The sequence below is a fragment of the Polynucleobacter sp. IMCC30063 genome (assembly GCF_021395235.1).
Taxonomy (GTDB): domain Bacteria; phylum Pseudomonadota; class Gammaproteobacteria; order Burkholderiales; family Burkholderiaceae; genus Polynucleobacter.
Map to the genome: position 1 here is coordinate 557244 of NZ_JAJVCQ010000001.1, position 16645 is coordinate 573888.

Below are 16645 nucleotides of genomic sequence, written 5' to 3' on the forward strand. Positions count from 1 at the left end.
GCTAAAATGTCATTTTACTAAATTTTAATCAGAATAAAGTTAGGCAAATCATGGTAGGCAATACGAGTAGTCAGTTGGGCAAGAAAAAAATCCTTATTACTGGCGGTGCTGGTTTTTTAGGTTCACACCTTACTGAATGTTTATTAAAACGTGGTAATGAAGTATTGGTAGCTGATAATTTTTTTACTGGTAGTAAACAAAACTTAGCGCATTTATTGGGCAACCCCCACTTAGAAGTCATGCGCCACGACGTGACCTTTCCGCTATATGTAGAAGTAAATCAAATTTATAATTTAGCTTGTCCAGCATCACCAGTGCACTATCAACACGATCCTGTGCAGACGACTAAAACCAGTGTGCATGGCGCAATCAATATGCTCGGCTTAGCCAAGCGTACGCGCGCGCGTATTTTACAAGCGTCTACTAGCGAGGTCTATGGCGATCCAGAGGTACATCCTCAACCTGAATCCTATTGGGGTAAGGTTAATCCGATTGGGATTCGTAGTTGCTATGATGAAGGCAAGCGTTGCGCTGAAACCTTATTTTTTGATTACCATCGTCAACATGCTTTAGAAATTAAAGTCGTGCGCATCTTTAACACGTATGGCCCCAGAATGCATCCCAACGATGGGCGCGTTGTAAGTAATTTTATTGTGCAGGCCTTACGGGGTAAAGACATTACTATTTATGGCGATGGCCAACAGACCCGCAGTTTTTGTTATGTCGATGATTTAATCGAAGTCATGATGCTTATGATGGATGCGCCAGCTGACTTTATCGGGCCAGTCAATATTGGCAATCCAGGTGAGTTCACCATGTTGGCTTTGGCCGAGGCGATCTTGAAATTATCGGGTAGTAAGTCGAAATTAGTCTTTGAGCCCTTACCCGCAGATGACCCCAAGCAACGGCAACCCGATATTGCTTTAGCGAAAGCCAAGTTGGGTTGGCAGCCGAAGGTGGCTTTAGAAGATGGCCTAAAAGAAACCATTGCTTACTTTAGGCAATTGCTCGCTACTTAGTCTCTTCGCTTGAACACGCCTCGCAGTCACACCGGCCGTATTCGATCTTTTGTTTTACGCACTGGGCGAACTACTTCAGCGCAGCAGCGCGCTCTAGAGACACTGTCATCTGCACTGTTAATCCCTTTTCAGCCCATGCAGCTCGATTGGGCTCAGGCTTTTGGGTTAAGTTCGATTTCCTCAGATAAAAATGCGCCACGCATTGTAGAAATTGGTTTTGGCATGGGAGAAACCACCGCTAGTATTGCCGCAGCTCGACCCAAAGACCAATTTTTAGCACTTGATGTTCATTCGCCGGGCGTGGGTGCATTACTAAAACGGATCGATGAAATGGGTCTGACAAATGTGCGCGTCATGCGCCATGATGCAGTCGAGGTCTTAGAGCAAATGATTGCACCAAATACATTGGATGGAGTGCATATTTTTTTCCCCGACCCATGGCATAAAAAACGCCACCACAAGCGCCGTTTAATTCAAGCGCCTTTTATGAAGCTGTTGGCAGAGCGTTTAAAAGTCGGCGGCTATCTTCATTTGGCTACCGATTGGCAAGAATATGCCGAACAAATGTTAACAATAGGTAACGCTGAACATAGGCTGAGTAATACATCGCCAAATAAAACGTATGTACCTAGACCTGCCTATCGCCCCGTTACCAAGTTTGAAAACCGTGGCCTTAATCTAGGCCACGGGGTCTGGGATTTGGTCTATCAAAAGCTGAGGTAGAAACGAGCCGCTTAGAGACCCACGCAAACATATTTCATTTCAAGGTATTCATCCATACCCCAAATGCTGCCTTCACGACCTAAGCCCGATTGTTTAACGCCACCAAATGGTGCTACTTCGTTCGACATAATGCCGGTGTTCACACCGACCATGCCATATTCCAAAGCCTCCGCGACTTTCCAGACACGACCAATATCACGACTATAAAAATAGGAAGCTAAACCATACTGACTGTTATTGGCCAACTTCACTACAGCTTCATCATTATCAAAAGGAATAATCGGCGCTACTGGCCCAAAGGTTTCTTCATACGTAATCAGCATATCGCTCGTCACGTTCGACAAAATGGTGGGCTCATAAAAATTGAGACCACTGGCATTGGCTTTACCACCTGTAACTAATGTGGCACCTTTACTAATAGCATCGGCCACATGTTTTTCAACTTTAGCAAAAGCAGCATCATCAATCAACGGACCCTGGCTCACACCTTCAGTCATCCCATTACCGACTTTAATCGCTTGCGTGGCTTTAGCAAATTTTTCTACAAAGATAGCTTGCACTTTTTGATGTACATAAAACCGATTAGCACAGACACAGGTTTGCCCCGAGTTGCGGTATTTAGAAGCAATTGCGCCAGCAACAGCAGCATCAATATCGGCATCTTCAAACACGATGAAAGGCGCATGCCCACCTAATTCTAGGGCAACCTTTTTCACGGATGGCGCACATTGCGCCATCAAGATTCGGCCTACTTCAGTAGAGCCAGTAAAAGAAAGGTGCCGAATGGTGGGCGAGGCACAAACAACTTTACCAATAGCAATCGATTGATCTGCATCAGAAGGAATGATGTTGACCACTCCCGCAGGCATACCAGCGCGCTGCGCTAATTCTGCTAAAGCCAATGCACATAAAGGGGTTTGCTCGGCTGGTTTGATAACCATGGTGCAGCCTGCCGCAATCGCTGGCGCAATTTTGCGCGTAATCATTGCAATCGGAAAATTCCACGGGGTGATAGCAACACAGACACCAATCGCTTGCTTTAATACCAGCATGCGTTTATCGCCCCAAGTGCTCTCAAGGATCGCGCCCGTTACTCGCTTTGATTCTTCCGCAAACCACTCTACAAATGAGGCGCCATAAGCGACTTCGCCGCGCGATTCTACGAGGGGCTTGCCTTGCTCAAGAGTCATCAAAATAGCCAAATCTTCGGTATTGGCAATAATCAGATCGAACCATTTACGCATTACTATGGCTCGGTCTTTGGCGGTCTTCGAACGCCAACCGATAAGCGCTTGCTCGGCTACAGTAATCGCCAACTCAGCGTCTGCGCCATTGAGGTTTGCTACATTGGCAATGATGTCGCCTGTTGCTGGGTTATTAACAGAAAAAGTAGTACCTGCTTTAGCCTTAACCCACTTGCCGTTAATAAAGGCATCTTCGCGGAATAAGCTAGGGTCTTTTAAGTGTGAGCGAATATCAATTTGCTGAAGTGAAGCATTCATAGTGACAGAGATCCAGTTAGGGTTTGCGAGAATACGTGTGCCCCATTTTAGGGGAGTTTGCACATGATAGTGAGTAACAAGCCAATCAAATAAGTCATGATTGATTGGTAATTATTATTAATTTGTAAATTTGTATAAAAACTATAGGTAGGTGTTGATACCCGTTTCAAGAACTAAATATAGGGTTTTCAGACCGATTTTTCGAGTAAAAAGGACAAAAATAAGCCTAAATTCAGTCTTTTTCATATAACAAAAAAGGTGGCCACTAACTTTTATAAACCATTGATATATATCGTTTTTATTTTGGAATGAGGGGGTCTGATTAGCCTTAGGGCAAGCTATACCTACAAAAAGTTATGTATATTGATTTCTATATGCTTGACATGATATATAAGAGTTCCTAAGATGCATCATGTCCATTATTTGCTGCATTGCAATATGCAAGCTAGCCCCGACCCATGAGAGTAGTAAAAAAAATTAGCCCAGCCAACTATTTGAGTTCTCTTTTACAGGGTACCAAAGCATCGCTGCAGCGGGTAGCTAGCTCTTTACTCGGCTTGGGTGTCTTCATGGCAATTAGTTTATGGCTGGCTGGGCCAGGTACCAATGCGGGCCCCTTTGATTTTGCACGTCTTTTAGTGCCTGGTATAGCGCGTGATCTGTTGTATAGCCCTCAAGGTCTCGACGGGTCACAAGCTTGGTTTACCAGCTACAAAGACCAAGTTGGTCAGCGTGACGATACTCAGGCAGAGGCCCATTTATCGCCCGCAAGCTATCCTGCGGCCACAGAGACTCCATCAATAGCTGGTCTGGCAGCAGCTATTCCCAGTCATTTAGTGGATATCGAAGCGGTTGATCGTCATTCGCTGAAGACGGAACAAGAGCGCAAAGTCGTTTCACAATATTTAGTCGATAAGTACCGCATTACTCCAAGCGAGAGCCTCAGTTATATAAACGAGGCCCTGCAAGTAGCCAAAGAAGTGAATTTAGACCCCACTTTATTGCTCGCAGTGATGGCAATTGAATCTAGTTTTGATCCAAACGCTCAAAGTAAAGCGGGTGCACAAGGCCTGATGCAGGTGTTAACGAATCTTCATCAAGAAAAATTTGAGCCCTTTGGCGGTAAAGCAGCCGCCTTTCTTCCAGAAGCCAACATTCGTGTAGGCGCGTTAATCTTAAAAGCATGTATTGCTAAAGCTGGTTCACTCGAAGCGGGTTTACGTAGTTACTTGGGTAGTCCCAATGCTGCAAGTGGCGAATCGAGTTATACCGGACGAGTGCTGAGTGAGCGTGAGCAGTTACGCAACGCCGCACGCGGCAAACGCTACGCCAGTATTTAATTCAAACCTACCCAGTATTGGTTTTTAGACGGCTTGAGTTTCAGCACTGCGCAATGATTTTGCTAACAAGTCGAGCACACCATTCACATACTTATGTCCATCGGTACCACCAAAAATCTTGGCGAGCTCAACTGCCTCATTAATCGCAACTTTATACGGCACGCTTGGGTCATCCGCTAACTCATAAGTACCAATTAAAAGTGCGGCATGCTCAACTGGTGAGAGCTCATTAATCGGGCGATCGAGGGCAGGGGTAATGAGGCTTTCTAAGGCATCTACCCGCAGCAAAACGCCACGAAAAATCCCCTCAAATAAATCTAGGTTACAGCGTGTAAACGCGGGATCTTCAGCCAATTGCAAGGCAATGACTTGCACATCGGGCAGACTTCCAGCACGCCGCATTACCAGCGATTGGTAAATGCCCTGTAGGGCATACTCACGAGCCCGTCGTCTGGGCGTAAGTGAGCGCTTAATTACTTTCTGCTGCACAGCCATTATTTAGATTCTTCGAGGTGATGCATTTCAATATCTAAATCGGGCGTCAGGGCTAAGGCTAAATTGGCCATTTCGACTACTGCACGTGCACAGTCGGCCCCTTTGCTGGCCGTGCGTTGGGTGGCCTGATCATCGTTATCACAGGTGAGTACGCCGTTTGCAATTGGCAAACCAGATTCTAAGCAAACCCGACTAATACCTGCAGCTGATTCATTCGCGACTAATTCAAAGTGATAGGTTTCGCCGCGAATAACTGCGCCCAAAGCAACAAGGCCATCAAAGGTGTCTGTTTCAGCTAAACGTTGTAAAGCAAACGGAATTTCTAAGGCACCAGGCACAGTGACCAAATGAATATCTTGTTGATCAACCCCTAATTGCAATAGCTCACGAATACAAAATTCGGCGAGGGCTGCGCCATGTTCTTGATTAAAGCGCGCTTGCACGATGGCTATGCGCATCCCTTCGCCGTTCAGATCGGCCTCTAAAACCTGCACACCGGGAGCATGATTTGACATAGTTTTACCGATCCTGTAATTTATTCTACAAAGGGCGTATGCCCAGTAATTTCAAGCTTGTAGCCCGACAAACTCGGAGTAGGGCCGGGATTGCCTAATAAGCGCATTTTGCCAACTTGCAAGTCTTTTAAAATTTGCGCGCCAATACCATAGCTACGAAAGTCGGGTTTACGCTGCAGGGCTTTATTGGGTTGGGTATTCGTCAATTGAACAAAACGCGCCAGCCAACTCGCATCATTTGGCGCAGAAACACCCGCCACATTTAACAGTACTGCTACACCAACTGGGGCAGCCGCTAATTTTTCTAAGGCTTTAGCTAGGGGCCATGAATGGGTAGAAGCAACTGTATCCAGAAAGTCAAGCACGGTGGCTGGTTCATGAACGCGCACCAAGGTTTCTTGATCTTCAGTGGGAGTGCCCTTGACGAGTGCCAGGTGAATGGCTGAACTCGGCCGATCGCGATACACCACGCCATGAAAATTTCCCCACGGTGTATTAAATTCGCGACTTCCTTCGCGCACCACAATACTTTCATTTTGACTACGATACTGAATCAGGTCAGCAATGCTGCCAATTTTTAGACCATGCTCATTGGCAAAGACCATTAAATCTGGCAGCCGCGCCATACTGCCATCATCTTTCATAATTTCGCAGATCACAGCGCTTGGCGAACCGCCAGCCAATAAGGCTAAATCACAACCCGCTTCGGTATGTCCTGAACGAATAAGGACGCCACCAGGTTGTGCCATTAAAGGAAAAATATGACCAGGCTGGACTAAGTCATCCGGTTTGGCATGCGGGGCTACCGCTACTTGAATCGTACGGGCCCGATCAGCTGCGGAAATACCGGTAGTTACACCAGAGGCGGCCTCAATCGAGATCGTGAAGTTAGTGCCAAGTGCCGTGCCATTGTCACGCACCATCAAGGGTAAATTGAGTTGCTGACAGCGCTCGCGTGTTAGGGTTAGACAAATCAAGCCACGCCCATGCTTGGCCATAAAGTTAATGGCTTCTGCACAAACATGATCGGCAGCTAAAACTAAATCGCCTTCGTTTTCACGATCTTCTTCGTCCACCAAAATAATCATCTTGCCTGCCCGCAGATCGGCAATGATTTCTTGAATTGGGGCTATCGACTTCAGTTCTTTATCAGACATAGACAGCCATTTTAAGCTGAGGGACATTTTCGCGGCGCTTTACCCTGCCAATTCCAGCTTTTCCTACAGCGAAATGGCTTGCAACGGATAGTGCAGACCGCCTTAAGCGAGCACGATAGGGGACATGAAAACCCGCTCTAATCATGGATTTATTCTCTTTGAAGCCTTAATTGCCATGACCATCGTCGTGAGCAGTGGTCTTGGGTTGGTTGATATTTACCAGCGTTTACAGGGGCAGCACCTTCATTTGCAGGACAATAAAACCAAGCAATGGGCACAGGCTAGCGCATATGAAATGCAAATAAAGGCTAGTGCTAAATACCCAACCACCCCAATCAAGTCCTCAAGCAGTCAGCCAACAAGTCAGGCTAGCAGGGGGAGAAAAAACCCATGAATTTACTCGAATGTATCGTGGGCTTGGGCATTGGCATGATGGTCTTAGCGCCCATGCTCAAAATAACGAGTACGGTTTTAATCAAACAAAGTCAGCTAGAACGGGCCACACTCGAGCTAGCCGATCAAGACCGCATGTTTACTTTAATGGGCCGAGCCATCCGTATGGCCGGTTACCGCGACCCGCTTGCAGAACCCATTAAAAAATCTTCAGCTACAACCCTAAACCCCCTCACGATTCGTAAAGCGGTTGGGTTCAATACATCCGATGAATTGATCATCCATCATGGCTTGCAGCGCCACGCTTCTAAAAAAGCGGGCGCTGAAGTCGATTACGATTGCAGTGGCAATCCCTTAACTGGCGAACGCACTCAACAAGGCCTCGCTCGTTTAGGATTTTCATTAGATCGTCAAACTCAGAATAGCTCCTCTGCTAGCGGTCGTCATTCCCGATTTGCCGGTTCTTTGATGTGCGAGTCATTCGATCGCCAAGGGCGCGCTCAAAAAACTACCTTAATGACTGGGATAGAACAAATTCGCTTTCACGAAATTGCCCCACAGAAAATTCAGGTTGAGCTTATCTTGAATAAAAAAACGCTGGCACGTACTTTTGCGCGCCGCAATGCACCTTGATCATTGCAGCAATTTTAAGTCTTGTGTTGGTCTTAAGTTGGTCGATCGGCACGCTTGAGCGCTTATTAGCAATGGAGCTAAAGATAACGCAAACTGCCAGCTTACAACAGGCCGAGTTTATGGCGACAGAAGCTAGTCTGCAGGCCTGTGAGCAAGGGTTGTTCAGTGCAGAGGTAGGCATTACCGCAATTAATGCTGGCGAATCAATTGAAATTGAAGTGAGCCCCGGACGAGTTTGCGAGGCTTTAGTGCGGCAGCATATTACTGAGAAAAAGTCCTTGCAACCCAAAATCATCAGCACATGGGTTGAAGTAACTACCCTACCTTTCGAGGGTGTGCCAGCCGCCAAGTCAAACGTCAGCTTACATACTACGGTGTTGTTAAAGCATGCTACAGCAGAAATTGAGCGCCACAATTGGCGCGAAATCTTTATTAATTAACTCATTAGGCGTAAACCAATGCAGAGTTTATTTACTCAACAGCAGGGTGCTAGTTTGCTCGAGATGATGGCAGTGGTGTTCATTGTGGCTATTGCCGCAACAATGGCTGTACCGCGGCTACAGGAACAGTTGTATCAACGCGAGCTCGATACCCTCGCAATGCGATTTATTCAGCATGCTCACTTTGCACGACAGCAAGCGCTTCATTCGGGAAGTGCAGTGCGCATTCGGCCACGCAATGAAGCGGATTGGAATGGCGGATGGCAAGTAGAGTCCGTATGTAAAGTCCAGGGTTGTAAAACACAAGTGTGGTTACAACAAGCTAGCCTTGATCCGGTAGTGATTCATTCGCTCACGAATAAGACAGGGCAGCAATTTGCCGACCCACAAACGGGACGTAAGCAAATCGTTTTTAATGCGGCGGGAGCGGCGCGAACCCAATCAGGGGGTTTTGTGGCTAACCGCTTAGTCATGACGCACCGCAAAGCCCCGACATTAGAAAAGCACCTAATTTTGGCTAGCGGCGGACGCTGGCGCCTTTGTAACCCCAAGCAAGACGCTCGCGGCTGTCACTAATTAGCTCCTTATTCACTGGCGAGGATGGCTTCAGTGGGGTGATAGCAAAAAGAGGGAAAATAGCACCATGTTATTTACCGCAGAAGATACCCAATTCATGCACCTTGCTATAGAGCAGGCGCAGCAGGCGCTGTATTTGTCTAACCCTAACCCAAGGGTGGGCTGCGTCATTGTTAAGGAAGGTCAGTGTATTGGCGTCGGTCATACCCAGGCGGTTGGGGGGCCACATGCAGAAATCGAGGCTTTAAAAGACGCACGAACCCAAGGCCATAATCCACAGGGGGCTACTGTCTATGTGACGCTTGAGCCTTGTAGCCATACGGGTAGAACAGCGCCCTGTGTCGAGGCTTTAATCGCTGCCAAGGTTGCCAAAGTGAGTATTGCCATGAGCGACCCTAATCCATTAGTTTCAGGTCAAGGAATTCAACAATTACGAGCGGCTGGCATCGTTGTACAAATGGGCTTGCTTGAGGCAGAAGCACGAGCATTAAACCCGGGTTTTATTAGGCGTATGTGCCAAGGTCTGCCTTGGGTCCGCATGAAAATGGCCGCTAGTCTAGATGGTAAAACTGCTTTGCCTTCAGGGGAGAGTCAGTGGATCACAGGTCCCTTAGCTAGGGCAGATGGACACCATTGGCGCGCCCAAGCATGCGCTATCTTGACTGGTGTTGGTACAGTAATCGAGGATGACCCGCGCCTCAATGTACGTGACGTGAACACAACTCGTCAACCCATAAAAATAATTATCGATTCCCATTTGGCAATACCGCTAAATGCACAAATCTTCACTACCGAGGCGAGCGGCGTCATGATCGTTTATGCCGCAGCCAACTCTCATGAACAACAGCAAAAAGCGGCTGAACTTACAGCGCGTGGTGTGGAGTTAATTGCCATACCCAACACAGGTGGAAAAGTTGATCTCACTAAATTATTTTCTATACTCGCGACTAAATATGCCATGAATGAGATTCATGTTGAGGCTGGCTTTAAGCTCAATGGCTCATTACTGCGCGAGGATTGTGTGAATGAGCTTCTGCTCTATTTAGCCCCACGCTTTTTAGGTGAGGGCCTAGGCATGGCGCAAGTCGATCCACCTACCCATTTATCTCAAGACCTAATGGGTAACGATTGGCGCATCATCGACCAAACCCTTTTTTATCCTGATTTACGTCTACGCCTGATGAAAATGAATTAATCTTACTTATGTTTACAGGAATTATTTCTGCTATTGGTCAAATTCAAACCATTACCCCGCAAGGCGATGGTTTGCAACTCGGCATTGCAACCCCACCAAATTATGTAGATGACGTCATCGTTGGCGATAGTATTGCCATTCAAGGTGCTTGCATGACGGTCACGCAAGTTAACCAAGCAGGTTTTATAGTCGATATTTCGCGTGAGTCATTGAATAAAACAGTTGGCTTAGCAACAGTTGGTTCGGTTAATTTAGAAAAAGCCTTGCGCTTAAGCGACCGCTTAGGCGGTCACATCGTAAGCGGCCATGTTGATGGCTTTGGGCGAGTGATTCACTTTGCTGAAGCAGGAAGCAAAGATACCTCTTGGTTATTACGTATTGCCGCGCCTGCCGAGCTGGCACAATTTTTAGCTTACAAAGGGTCTATCGTGGTCAACGGTGTTTCACTCACTGTTAATAGCGTCAGTGAAGCAACAAGCGCAGACTTAACAGAAGTTAAGCAAGCAGTATGCATATTTGAGATCAATATTATTCCGCATACTTTGCAAAATACCACTTTAGCAGCGCTAAAAGTTGGTGATCAAGTCAATCTCGAAGTCGATTTAATTGCGCGCTATGTGGCGCGTATTCTGAGTCAGAAGTCGCCAAGCACTTAAATGGAATAGCGCGTTGGGTCAACAACTCCAGCTTGAGCGAAACCGATTTTCCGTAAACGGCATGACTCGCAAATTCCGCAGGCTTCACCATCACTATTAGCTTGATAACACGAGACGGTTTTAGCGTAATCAATACCCAACGATAAACCAAGGCTAATGATCTCCGCTTTACTTAAATGAATAATGGGCGCATGCACTCGAAAACGGGTTGCTGCAGTGTGCGACTCAACCCCCGCCTTGGTGGCTAAATTAGCCATGAGTTCAAACGATTCAACATACTCTGGACGGCAATCGGGGTAGCCCGAGTAGTCAACTGAATTAGCCCCATAAAAAATATCCAGACCGCCTAAGGCTTCTGCCCAACCGAGCGCCAAGGAAAGCAAAATGGTATTGCGGGCTGGCACATAGGTAATGGGAATTTCATTCGCAGGACCTGGGGTAGTGGGAACCGCTAAGTTGTGATCAGTTAAAGCCGAGCCGCCAAAGCGCGTGAGGTTAATGTCGATGACCTCATGGCGTTCCACCCCCATTTCAACTGCAATGCGTTTAGCCGCATGAATTTCAGAGGAATGTTTTTGTCCATACGTAACTGATAAAGCATACGGTGCATAACCTAATTCTTTAGCTAAGGCTAGCAAGGTGGTGGAGTCGAGGCCACCAGAAAATAAGATGACCGCTGGCGCATGGATATTGCGGGGCGGCAAAGAACAGCTTAAATCTAAAGAGATCACTTATAAGCCTATAAAATTAAACAGTGGGCAGAGAGCCAATCAAATAATAGAAATTCAGACAAAAGGATAAAAATACCATTGTACAAGTGCTTAAGCCAAGCCTAGTTAGCCCCCATATTTATTAGGTAAAATTTGTTATAGAATGAGGTGGATTAAATAAATTTTATAAAAATAAAAATGATTCTAAATAAAAGAATAATTACCCGCCTAAGAGGTAGAACTATTGAGCGCTTACTACAGTCCTCTAATCTACCTTTGCCGCTTCCAAAAAATGCAACTGAAGCCAAGCTATTTGATTTTGTTACCTCTATAAGAGTGACTGATGCCCCAGATGAAGAGATGCGCAACTATTCAACGCATGATTTTAAACGTTTCATCTATACCTTAGGCTTAGCTGCAGACGAGACAGGCCAATGTTTAGAGTTAGGTGCAAATCCCTATTTTACTACTATGCTCTTGAAGCAGTTCACCAACCTTAAGTTATCCTTAGCAAATTATTTTGGTTCCGACACTAAGGATGGAAGACAAGAAGTCAGTTACCGAAGTTTTAAAGACTATGCTCCATTAAAAGAGAGTTTAAATTTTAAACATTTCAATATTGAATCCGAAAATTTTCCCTATGAAGATGCTTTATTTGACATCGTTATTTTTACTGAAATTATTGAACATTTAACTATTAATCCTTGTCGGGTTTTACGTGAAATAAAGCGCATTTTAAAACCGGAAGGTGTTTTAATTCTGACAACACCCAATGTGGCGCGATTAGAAAATGTAGCTCGACTCTGTGCTGGGGATAATATATATGATCCCTATAGCGGCTATGGAACCTACGGTAGGCATAACCGAGAATATAACCTTCAAGAATTGATTACTTTATTAAAATATGTGGGCTTTGACTGTGAGCAATCTTTTACAGCTAATGTTCATCACAATGCGGCTGAGCAATTTATTGATATTACTAAAATCTTCAAAATTTTAGAATTTCGCAAGCCAGATTTAGGTCAATATATATTTATTAAGGCGCGCAATACAGAACGTAATAGTAATAAATTGCCTTCCTGGCTATTTCGAAGTTATGCTGAAGAATTGCTTGAATAGCCCTAGCGCAATTTATTCAATACGAATAAGGGCACTACTTCTTTAATTCACAGATGCGTTTCCAGAGTTGCTGCGCGCTCTGGTGCCAATTTTGCCACTGTAAATTACTTGATATTGGGTGCTGTTTTTTCTTATATAAGCCTAGCCAGTCACCGATAGCTTGGGCTAAATCAGCAGCATTAAAGCCATCAAAATAGAATGCATTATCTTTAGCAACCTCTTTGAATACGGGTAAGTTACGGGCGATTATTGGTAAGTGATGTTGAGCGGCCTCAATAAGGGGCAATCCAAATCCCTCTCCATAGGAAGGCGCAATTAAGCAAGAAGAATTTGCATAAATAAGCTCTAAAAATTCATCGCTAGCGCTTTCCATCCAAAAAAAACGATGATTTAATTCTGGGTGTTGAGAAATTTCACTAACTAAATCATCAGTCATCCATCCTTTTTTCCCAACAATAATTAAATTAATCTCAAAACCTTTTTTCCACATCTTATTAAAAGCTGCGAGTACTTGCGCATAGTTTTTGCGTGGCTCTAGGGTGCCGACTAATAAAAAACTCGGTTTACTTTTTAGCTTGGCAATAATAGACTCGGTATTATTTGGTAATCCACTGGTAGCAAGGGTATTCAGTGTGGCGCCCAAATGAAACCACGAAGCAACGAAATTTTCAGCATGCGGAATTTTATTGTTCGAAATCCATTCATTGAGTTCATCGGCGACTGCCTTGGAGATACAAAGAGCAGCATCACTTTGGCAAACAACACGGAGCCACTCCTCATGAATTTCATGAACAACATGCTCTGCAGGCCAGAACTGAGGAAAATGGATCGGCAATAGATCATATACAACAAAGCAGACAAAAACACCGTCACGCCGCATTTGCGCTAAAAAATTAGATTGAAATCGGGTTGTATGGTGCTGTAAATCCAGACCTAAAAATATATCGCCAGCGGAAGGCTCAATAAAATTATCCTTTAAATTTACATCTGCCATGTCGTTAAGTTTTGCCACAAATTGATTAGCATATCGATAGCCCGGTTCATTAGTTAACCCATAGATAGCTTCAACTTGATAGCCAGCGGGCGGATGTTCTAATAATTCCGCCAGAATTGAGCGAGTTACACGCTGAACGCCAGTCCTTGCATCGCGTTGCACCAATTCCGAAATATCAATAAATAAGCAAGGTAGCGGTTTCTTTTGAGGAAAGGTGTGGGCAATAGCGTGGGCACAATGAAGTAGATCAAATTCGGTTGGCTTTCCATCCTTAGGGGGAATTGTGGCAACTTTATCGATTAATTTTATATAAATATTTTTAGCAAGGACATTTGCTGCTACTACATCTAATTCAAGCCCCTTTCTTGGGGGCAAAAATTGATCAAATACCTCTAGCACCCGAATTGCTGAAGTTTGCCAAGAAAAAATTTGTGCCTGTTGTAAGCCATGCTTAATGAGACGTGATCTAAACTCAGGATTAGTAAGGACTAAAGTAATTTTATCGGCAATACTTGAAATTGAACTTGGATCAAATAAAGCATCATTCAGACCAATAACTTCAGGCAGGCTAGTCGTATTAGCTGCTATAACAGGCGCTCCAAAACTCATTGCCTCAAGGGGAGGTAATCCAAACCCTTCAAAAAAAGAAGGAAATACAAAAACAGCACAACTTTGGTAAAGAGCAATTAAATTAGTATCATCTACGTAGCCTGTGACAATAATTTTTTCTCGCTCCATAGCTAGATTAAGCCCCTGAGAATTCAGCTCCTGAGTATGCTCATTAAGATCTATATTATGTCCTGTAAGAACAAGTTGATGGGCATTGCGTATCTCTGTTGGCAACTTTAAGAAGGCTGCAATTAGCCCGCGAATATTTTTTCTAGCATCTCCTCCGCCAGTATATAAAATGAACGGTTTAGTAATCTTTAGTCCATTCAAGCACGCTTGATCTGTGGTGATATTTTGTTTATTTTTAAGCTCAACTAGATCAGAAGCTGCAGAAATATTGACAACTTTTTTTGGCGATACATCGAGCAATTGAACTGCTTGTTGACATGAGAATTCCGAAATTCCGAGTAATACATCAGCTTTTTTTAACTGCTTTATTTTTCGCTCGTAAAACTTTTTAAAACGTGGCTCCGGATCTAGATATTCTTTTGGTAACGCTAGGGGAATAAGATCATAAAAAAGCATACTGATAGGTGGGCAAACATCATTAAATTCACCCACACTGGTAACTGAATTATCAACATAGCCTTCAAAAAAGCTCGAAATATGAATTAAATCGGGTTGTAAGTGCTGTATAAATGCTTCCCGGATTAATTCACTTGCTCGTCTACGCCAGGTATTAATAGCATAACGCTCAATAACCGGCGTTATGGGATACCACAGATGTATATGTTCTTGCGGAAGAAGACCGCGAAACATTTCACGAATATGCTCCACCGATTCAACTAGAGCACCATTTAGAACTAAATGAAACTCATGTTCCTTCCCAATGCGCGCATGATTAACTTCTACTAAGGCTTTGGTAAAAGATAAAGTGTAGCGACCTATTCCACGAAAACGACTATCGCTTTGGGCGCCTTGAAGATCAATTAAAACCCGCATTACTTGCGATGTATCCTTTTGCCCTTACGTTGGGCAGTCTTTATATCTAGATAGACTTGTTGCGCCCAAGGACTTAAATTTTCAACTTTCAAAGGGCTAAAATATTTTCTTTTATAAGCAACTGCTTGTTCGTAAAAGCCTAATTTTTTAATTGTTAAAATTATTAGTGGACGTATTTTTTGTCGCGTAAGGGAAATTTTCTTGATCATTTGTCTAGTGCAGTAAATAAGATGGTTTAGCTTAGCCAGTATATAAAATTACTTTGCCGCGCCAAGCGCCTGCTGCGCTTGATTGGCCTCATTACTATCGGGATAACTAGAAATAAGCTCATTAAGAGTTTTGCGGGCGGCTACTTTATTACCGCTTTCTGATTGGCAATTAGCAATTGTTATGAGCGCCGCAGGAACACGAGGATGCTTTTGATAGCGTTTCACAAAAGCTTGTAGTTGCGCCAGCGCCCCCGAGTAATCCTGTGTAGCATATTTGGTATTACCTAACCAAAACAAGGCTAGAGGTAAATAGGGGCTCGCGGGATATTTACGGATAAAGGCATTAAACTCAGCATCGGCTTTTTTGAGTTGACCACCCTGAAAAGCTTTTAAGGCGTCCTCGTACTGTTTCTTTTCCCCAGGCTGTACAGTGCCAGTAATGCCTTCCACTTCAACTGTCCGGGGTTCAAAATGACCTAAGCGCGAATCTAAATCTTGGTAATAGGCTTTTTGATTCTTTAGCAATTCTTCCGTTTGTTTTTCAAGCGTTTCGACCCGACCACGCAATTGCGCATTATCGGTTTTCACTTTCTCCATCTGATTTTGTAATTCTGTAGTAGCGCTTTGGGTCGCGGCAAGCGATTTACGTAAATCGAGAATTGCTTTACGCGCATCATCATCTTCAAACAAAGCCCAAGCACTCGGCATAAAACTAGTAGCCGCAATTGCCGTAAGTGCAAGAGTACTCAGAAAAACTGTTTTCCTAAGCACTTTGCTAAAGCTAAAGCTGACTAATGAAGACATGCGTCAAAGAATAACTAGATTAATAGTGAGTAACTCACTTCGTGATGTAGACAATATCAGCACGGCGATTTTCTGCCCAAGCAGCTTCATTATTGCCATCGGCCTTCGGCTTTTCTTTGCCAAAGCTCACGGCTTCCATTTGGCCATCGCCTACACCCAATAAAGCGAGTTGTTTGCGAACCGCATCTGAGCGACGTTGGCCTAAAGCCAGGTTGTACTCTGTAGTGCCACGATCATCGGTATTACCCTGAATAATAATTTTTTGGGCAGTATTTTGTTTAAGGTAATTTGCATGTACCATCAGCATTTTTTGATATTTGCTCGGGGAAACGTTGTACTCATCAAAGTCAAAGTAAACGCTTTTCTCAAAGAGAGGGCTCTTAGGATCATTCCAAGGTTGCGATCCAAAGGAGCTGGTATCTTTTGCGCCATCGACATCGTCAAGCTTTACACCTGAAGAACAGGCTGCAAGTAGGGCTGCCAAACCAAATAAAGCCAAGCCAACTGCGCGGCGATTAAAAATGGAGAGTAGTTGCATGTTGAATTCCTTATTA

Annotated in this window: 18 protein-coding genes; 10 read left to right on the forward strand and 8 right to left on the reverse strand. The window is 44.5% G+C overall.

What is annotated here, in order from left to right:
* The first annotated feature begins 50 nt into the window (after positions 1 to 50).
* Entirely contained in the window at positions 51 to 1019 is a 969-nt protein-coding gene (locus LZG75_RS02940; RefSeq protein ID WP_233934980.1) for a UDP-glucuronic acid decarboxylase family protein, read from the forward strand.
* Between the two features lie 9 nt (positions 1020 to 1028).
* Entirely contained in the window at positions 1029 to 1742 is a 714-nt protein-coding gene (gene trmB / locus LZG75_RS02945) for a tRNA (guanosine(46)-N7)-methyltransferase TrmB (protein ID WP_233934981.1), read from the forward strand.
* 11 nt (positions 1743 to 1753) lie between these two features.
* Here trmB and LZG75_RS02950 read toward each other — a convergent pair whose 3' ends face one another.
* On the reverse strand, positions 1754 to 3244 hold the full coding sequence (locus tag LZG75_RS02950) for an NAD-dependent succinate-semialdehyde dehydrogenase (RefSeq protein WP_233934982.1): 1491 nt from the start codon (positions 3242 to 3244) through the stop codon (positions 1754 to 1756).
* Positions 3245 to 3702: 458 nt separating this feature from the next.
* On the opposite strand from LZG75_RS02950, the gene LZG75_RS02955 reads away from it, so the two are divergent.
* Positions 3703 to 4584, forward strand: a complete 882-nt coding sequence (locus LZG75_RS02955) for a lytic transglycosylase domain-containing protein (protein ID WP_233934983.1) — start codon at positions 3703 to 3705, stop codon at positions 4582 to 4584.
* Positions 4585 to 4608: 24 nt separating this feature from the next.
* Here LZG75_RS02955 and nusB read toward each other — a convergent pair whose 3' ends face one another.
* From nusB to ribBA, 3 genes are read right to left on the reverse strand one after another with little or no spacing between them, the layout of a single operon-like run.
* Positions 4609 to 5079: a transcription antitermination factor NusB gene (gene nusB / locus LZG75_RS02960; protein ID WP_233923056.1), complete on the reverse strand. Its 471-nt coding sequence runs from the start codon at positions 5077 to 5079 to the stop codon at positions 4609 to 4611.
* The gene (gene ribH, locus LZG75_RS02965; RefSeq protein WP_233934984.1) at positions 5079 to 5594 is read right to left on the reverse strand and encodes a 6,7-dimethyl-8-ribityllumazine synthase; all 516 of its coding nucleotides are present in this window, start codon (positions 5592 to 5594) and stop codon (positions 5079 to 5081) included. Before ribH ends, nusB begins: the two co-directional genes overlap by 1 nt.
* Before the next feature lie 20 nt (positions 5595 to 5614).
* Positions 5615 to 6751 (reverse strand): bifunctional 3,4-dihydroxy-2-butanone-4-phosphate synthase/GTP cyclohydrolase II, encoded by a 1137-nt coding sequence (gene ribBA, locus LZG75_RS02970; RefSeq protein ID WP_233934985.1) that lies wholly within the window; start codon positions 6749 to 6751, stop codon positions 5615 to 5617.
* Between the two features lie 124 nt (positions 6752 to 6875).
* Here ribBA and LZG75_RS02975 point away from each other — a divergent pair, with 124 nt between their 5' ends.
* The 6 genes from LZG75_RS02975 to LZG75_RS03000 all read left to right on the forward strand — a co-directional run bounded on the left by LZG75_RS02975 (position 6876) and on the right by LZG75_RS03000 (position 10644).
* Positions 6876 to 7145 (forward strand): hypothetical protein, encoded by a 270-nt coding sequence (locus tag LZG75_RS02975; protein WP_233934986.1) that lies wholly within the window; start codon positions 6876 to 6878, stop codon positions 7143 to 7145.
* Positions 7142 to 7777: a hypothetical protein gene (locus tag LZG75_RS02980; RefSeq protein ID WP_233934987.1), complete on the forward strand. Its 636-nt coding sequence runs from the start codon at positions 7142 to 7144 to the stop codon at positions 7775 to 7777. The genes LZG75_RS02975 and LZG75_RS02980 overlap by 4 nt, the downstream gene beginning before the upstream one ends.
* Positions 7774 to 8217 (forward strand): hypothetical protein, encoded by a 444-nt coding sequence (locus tag LZG75_RS02985; protein ID WP_233934988.1) that lies wholly within the window; start codon positions 7774 to 7776, stop codon positions 8215 to 8217. The genes LZG75_RS02980 and LZG75_RS02985 overlap by 4 nt, the downstream gene beginning before the upstream one ends.
* Before the next feature lie 18 nt (positions 8218 to 8235).
* Positions 8236 to 8793 carry a GspH/FimT family pseudopilin gene (locus LZG75_RS02990; RefSeq protein WP_233923050.1) on the forward strand — a complete coding sequence of 186 codons (558 nt, stop codon included), beginning with the start codon at positions 8236 to 8238 and terminating at the stop codon, positions 8791 to 8793.
* 67 nt (positions 8794 to 8860) lie between these two features.
* The gene (gene ribD, locus LZG75_RS02995) at positions 8861 to 9988 is read left to right on the forward strand and encodes a bifunctional diaminohydroxyphosphoribosylaminopyrimidine deaminase/5-amino-6-(5-phosphoribosylamino)uracil reductase RibD (RefSeq protein WP_233923049.1); all 1128 of its coding nucleotides are present in this window, start codon (positions 8861 to 8863) and stop codon (positions 9986 to 9988) included.
* Between the two features lie 8 nt (positions 9989 to 9996).
* On the forward strand, positions 9997 to 10644 hold the full coding sequence (locus tag LZG75_RS03000) for a riboflavin synthase (RefSeq protein ID WP_233934989.1): 648 nt from the start codon (positions 9997 to 9999) through the stop codon (positions 10642 to 10644).
* Here LZG75_RS03000 and queC read toward each other — a convergent pair.
* A complete protein-coding gene (gene queC, locus LZG75_RS03005) occupies positions 10641 to 11333 on the reverse strand; it encodes a 7-cyano-7-deazaguanine synthase QueC (protein ID WP_233935745.1) in 693 nt (230 codons plus the stop codon). The genes LZG75_RS03000 and queC overlap by 4 nt on opposite strands.
* A gap of 219 nt (positions 11334 to 11552) precedes the next feature.
* Here queC and LZG75_RS03010 point away from each other — a divergent pair, with 219 nt between their 5' ends.
* Positions 11553 to 12473 (forward strand): class I SAM-dependent methyltransferase, encoded by a 921-nt coding sequence (locus tag LZG75_RS03010; RefSeq protein WP_233934990.1) that lies wholly within the window; start codon positions 11553 to 11555, stop codon positions 12471 to 12473.
* A gap of 34 nt (positions 12474 to 12507) precedes the next feature.
* Here LZG75_RS03010 and LZG75_RS03015 read toward each other — a convergent pair whose 3' ends face one another.
* The 3 genes from LZG75_RS03015 to pal all read right to left on the reverse strand — a co-directional run bounded on the left by LZG75_RS03015 (position 12508) and on the right by pal (position 16629).
* Positions 12508 to 15078, reverse strand: coding sequence for a glycosyltransferase family 1 protein (locus tag LZG75_RS03015; protein WP_233934993.1), 2571 nt, complete (start codon positions 15076 to 15078; stop codon positions 12508 to 12510).
* 257 nt (positions 15079 to 15335) lie between these two features.
* Positions 15336 to 16091, reverse strand: a complete 756-nt coding sequence (ybgF, locus tag LZG75_RS03020) for a tol-pal system protein YbgF (RefSeq protein WP_233934994.1) — start codon at positions 16089 to 16091, stop codon at positions 15336 to 15338.
* 34 nt (positions 16092 to 16125) lie between these two features.
* Complete coding sequence (gene pal, locus LZG75_RS03025; RefSeq protein WP_233923045.1) at positions 16126 to 16629, reverse strand: peptidoglycan-associated lipoprotein Pal; 504 nt, start codon at positions 16627 to 16629, stop codon at positions 16126 to 16128.
* Positions 16630 to 16645 lie beyond the last annotated feature (16 nt).

What these genes read in the sequence shown, in the direction of transcription:
- LZG75_RS02940 (WP_233934980.1), top strand. Translation starts at nt 51, where the DNA reads ATGGTAGGCAATACGAGTAGTCAGTTGGGCAAGAAAAAAATCCTTATT.
- LZG75_RS02950 (WP_233934982.1), bottom strand. Translation starts at nt 3,244, where the DNA reads ATGAATGCTTCACTTCAGCAAATTGATATTCGCTCACACTTAAAAGAC.
- LZG75_RS02955 (WP_233934983.1), top strand. Translation starts at nt 3,703, where the DNA reads ATGAGAGTAGTAAAAAAAATTAGCCCAGCCAACTATTTGAGTTCTCTT.
- nusB (WP_233923056.1), bottom strand. Translation starts at nt 5,079, where the DNA reads ATGGCTGTGCAGCAGAAAGTAATTAAGCGCTCACTTACGCCCAGACGA.
- ribH (WP_233934984.1), bottom strand. Translation starts at nt 5,594, where the DNA reads ATGTCAAATCATGCTCCCGGTGTGCAGGTTTTAGAGGCCGATCTGAAC.
- ribBA (WP_233934985.1), bottom strand. Translation starts at nt 6,751, where the DNA reads ATGTCTGATAAAGAACTGAAGTCGATAGCCCCAATTCAAGAAATCATT.
- LZG75_RS02975 (WP_233934986.1), top strand. Translation starts at nt 6,876, where the DNA reads ATGAAAACCCGCTCTAATCATGGATTTATTCTCTTTGAAGCCTTAATT.
- LZG75_RS02980 (WP_233934987.1), top strand. Translation starts at nt 7,142, where the DNA reads ATGAATTTACTCGAATGTATCGTGGGCTTGGGCATTGGCATGATGGTC.
- LZG75_RS02990 (WP_233923050.1), top strand. Translation starts at nt 8,236, where the DNA reads ATGCAGAGTTTATTTACTCAACAGCAGGGTGCTAGTTTGCTCGAGATG.
- ribD (WP_233923049.1), top strand. Translation starts at nt 8,861, where the DNA reads ATGTTATTTACCGCAGAAGATACCCAATTCATGCACCTTGCTATAGAG.
- LZG75_RS03000 (WP_233934989.1), top strand. Translation starts at nt 9,997, where the DNA reads ATGTTTACAGGAATTATTTCTGCTATTGGTCAAATTCAAACCATTACC.
- LZG75_RS03010 (WP_233934990.1), top strand. Translation starts at nt 11,553, where the DNA reads ATGATTCTAAATAAAAGAATAATTACCCGCCTAAGAGGTAGAACTATT.
- LZG75_RS03015 (WP_233934993.1), bottom strand. Translation starts at nt 15,078, where the DNA reads ATGCGGGTTTTAATTGATCTTCAAGGCGCCCAAAGCGATAGTCGTTTT.
- ybgF (WP_233934994.1), bottom strand. Translation starts at nt 16,091, where the DNA reads ATGTCTTCATTAGTCAGCTTTAGCTTTAGCAAAGTGCTTAGGAAAACA.
- pal (WP_233923045.1), bottom strand. Translation starts at nt 16,629, where the DNA reads ATGCAACTACTCTCCATTTTTAATCGCCGCGCAGTTGGCTTGGCTTTA.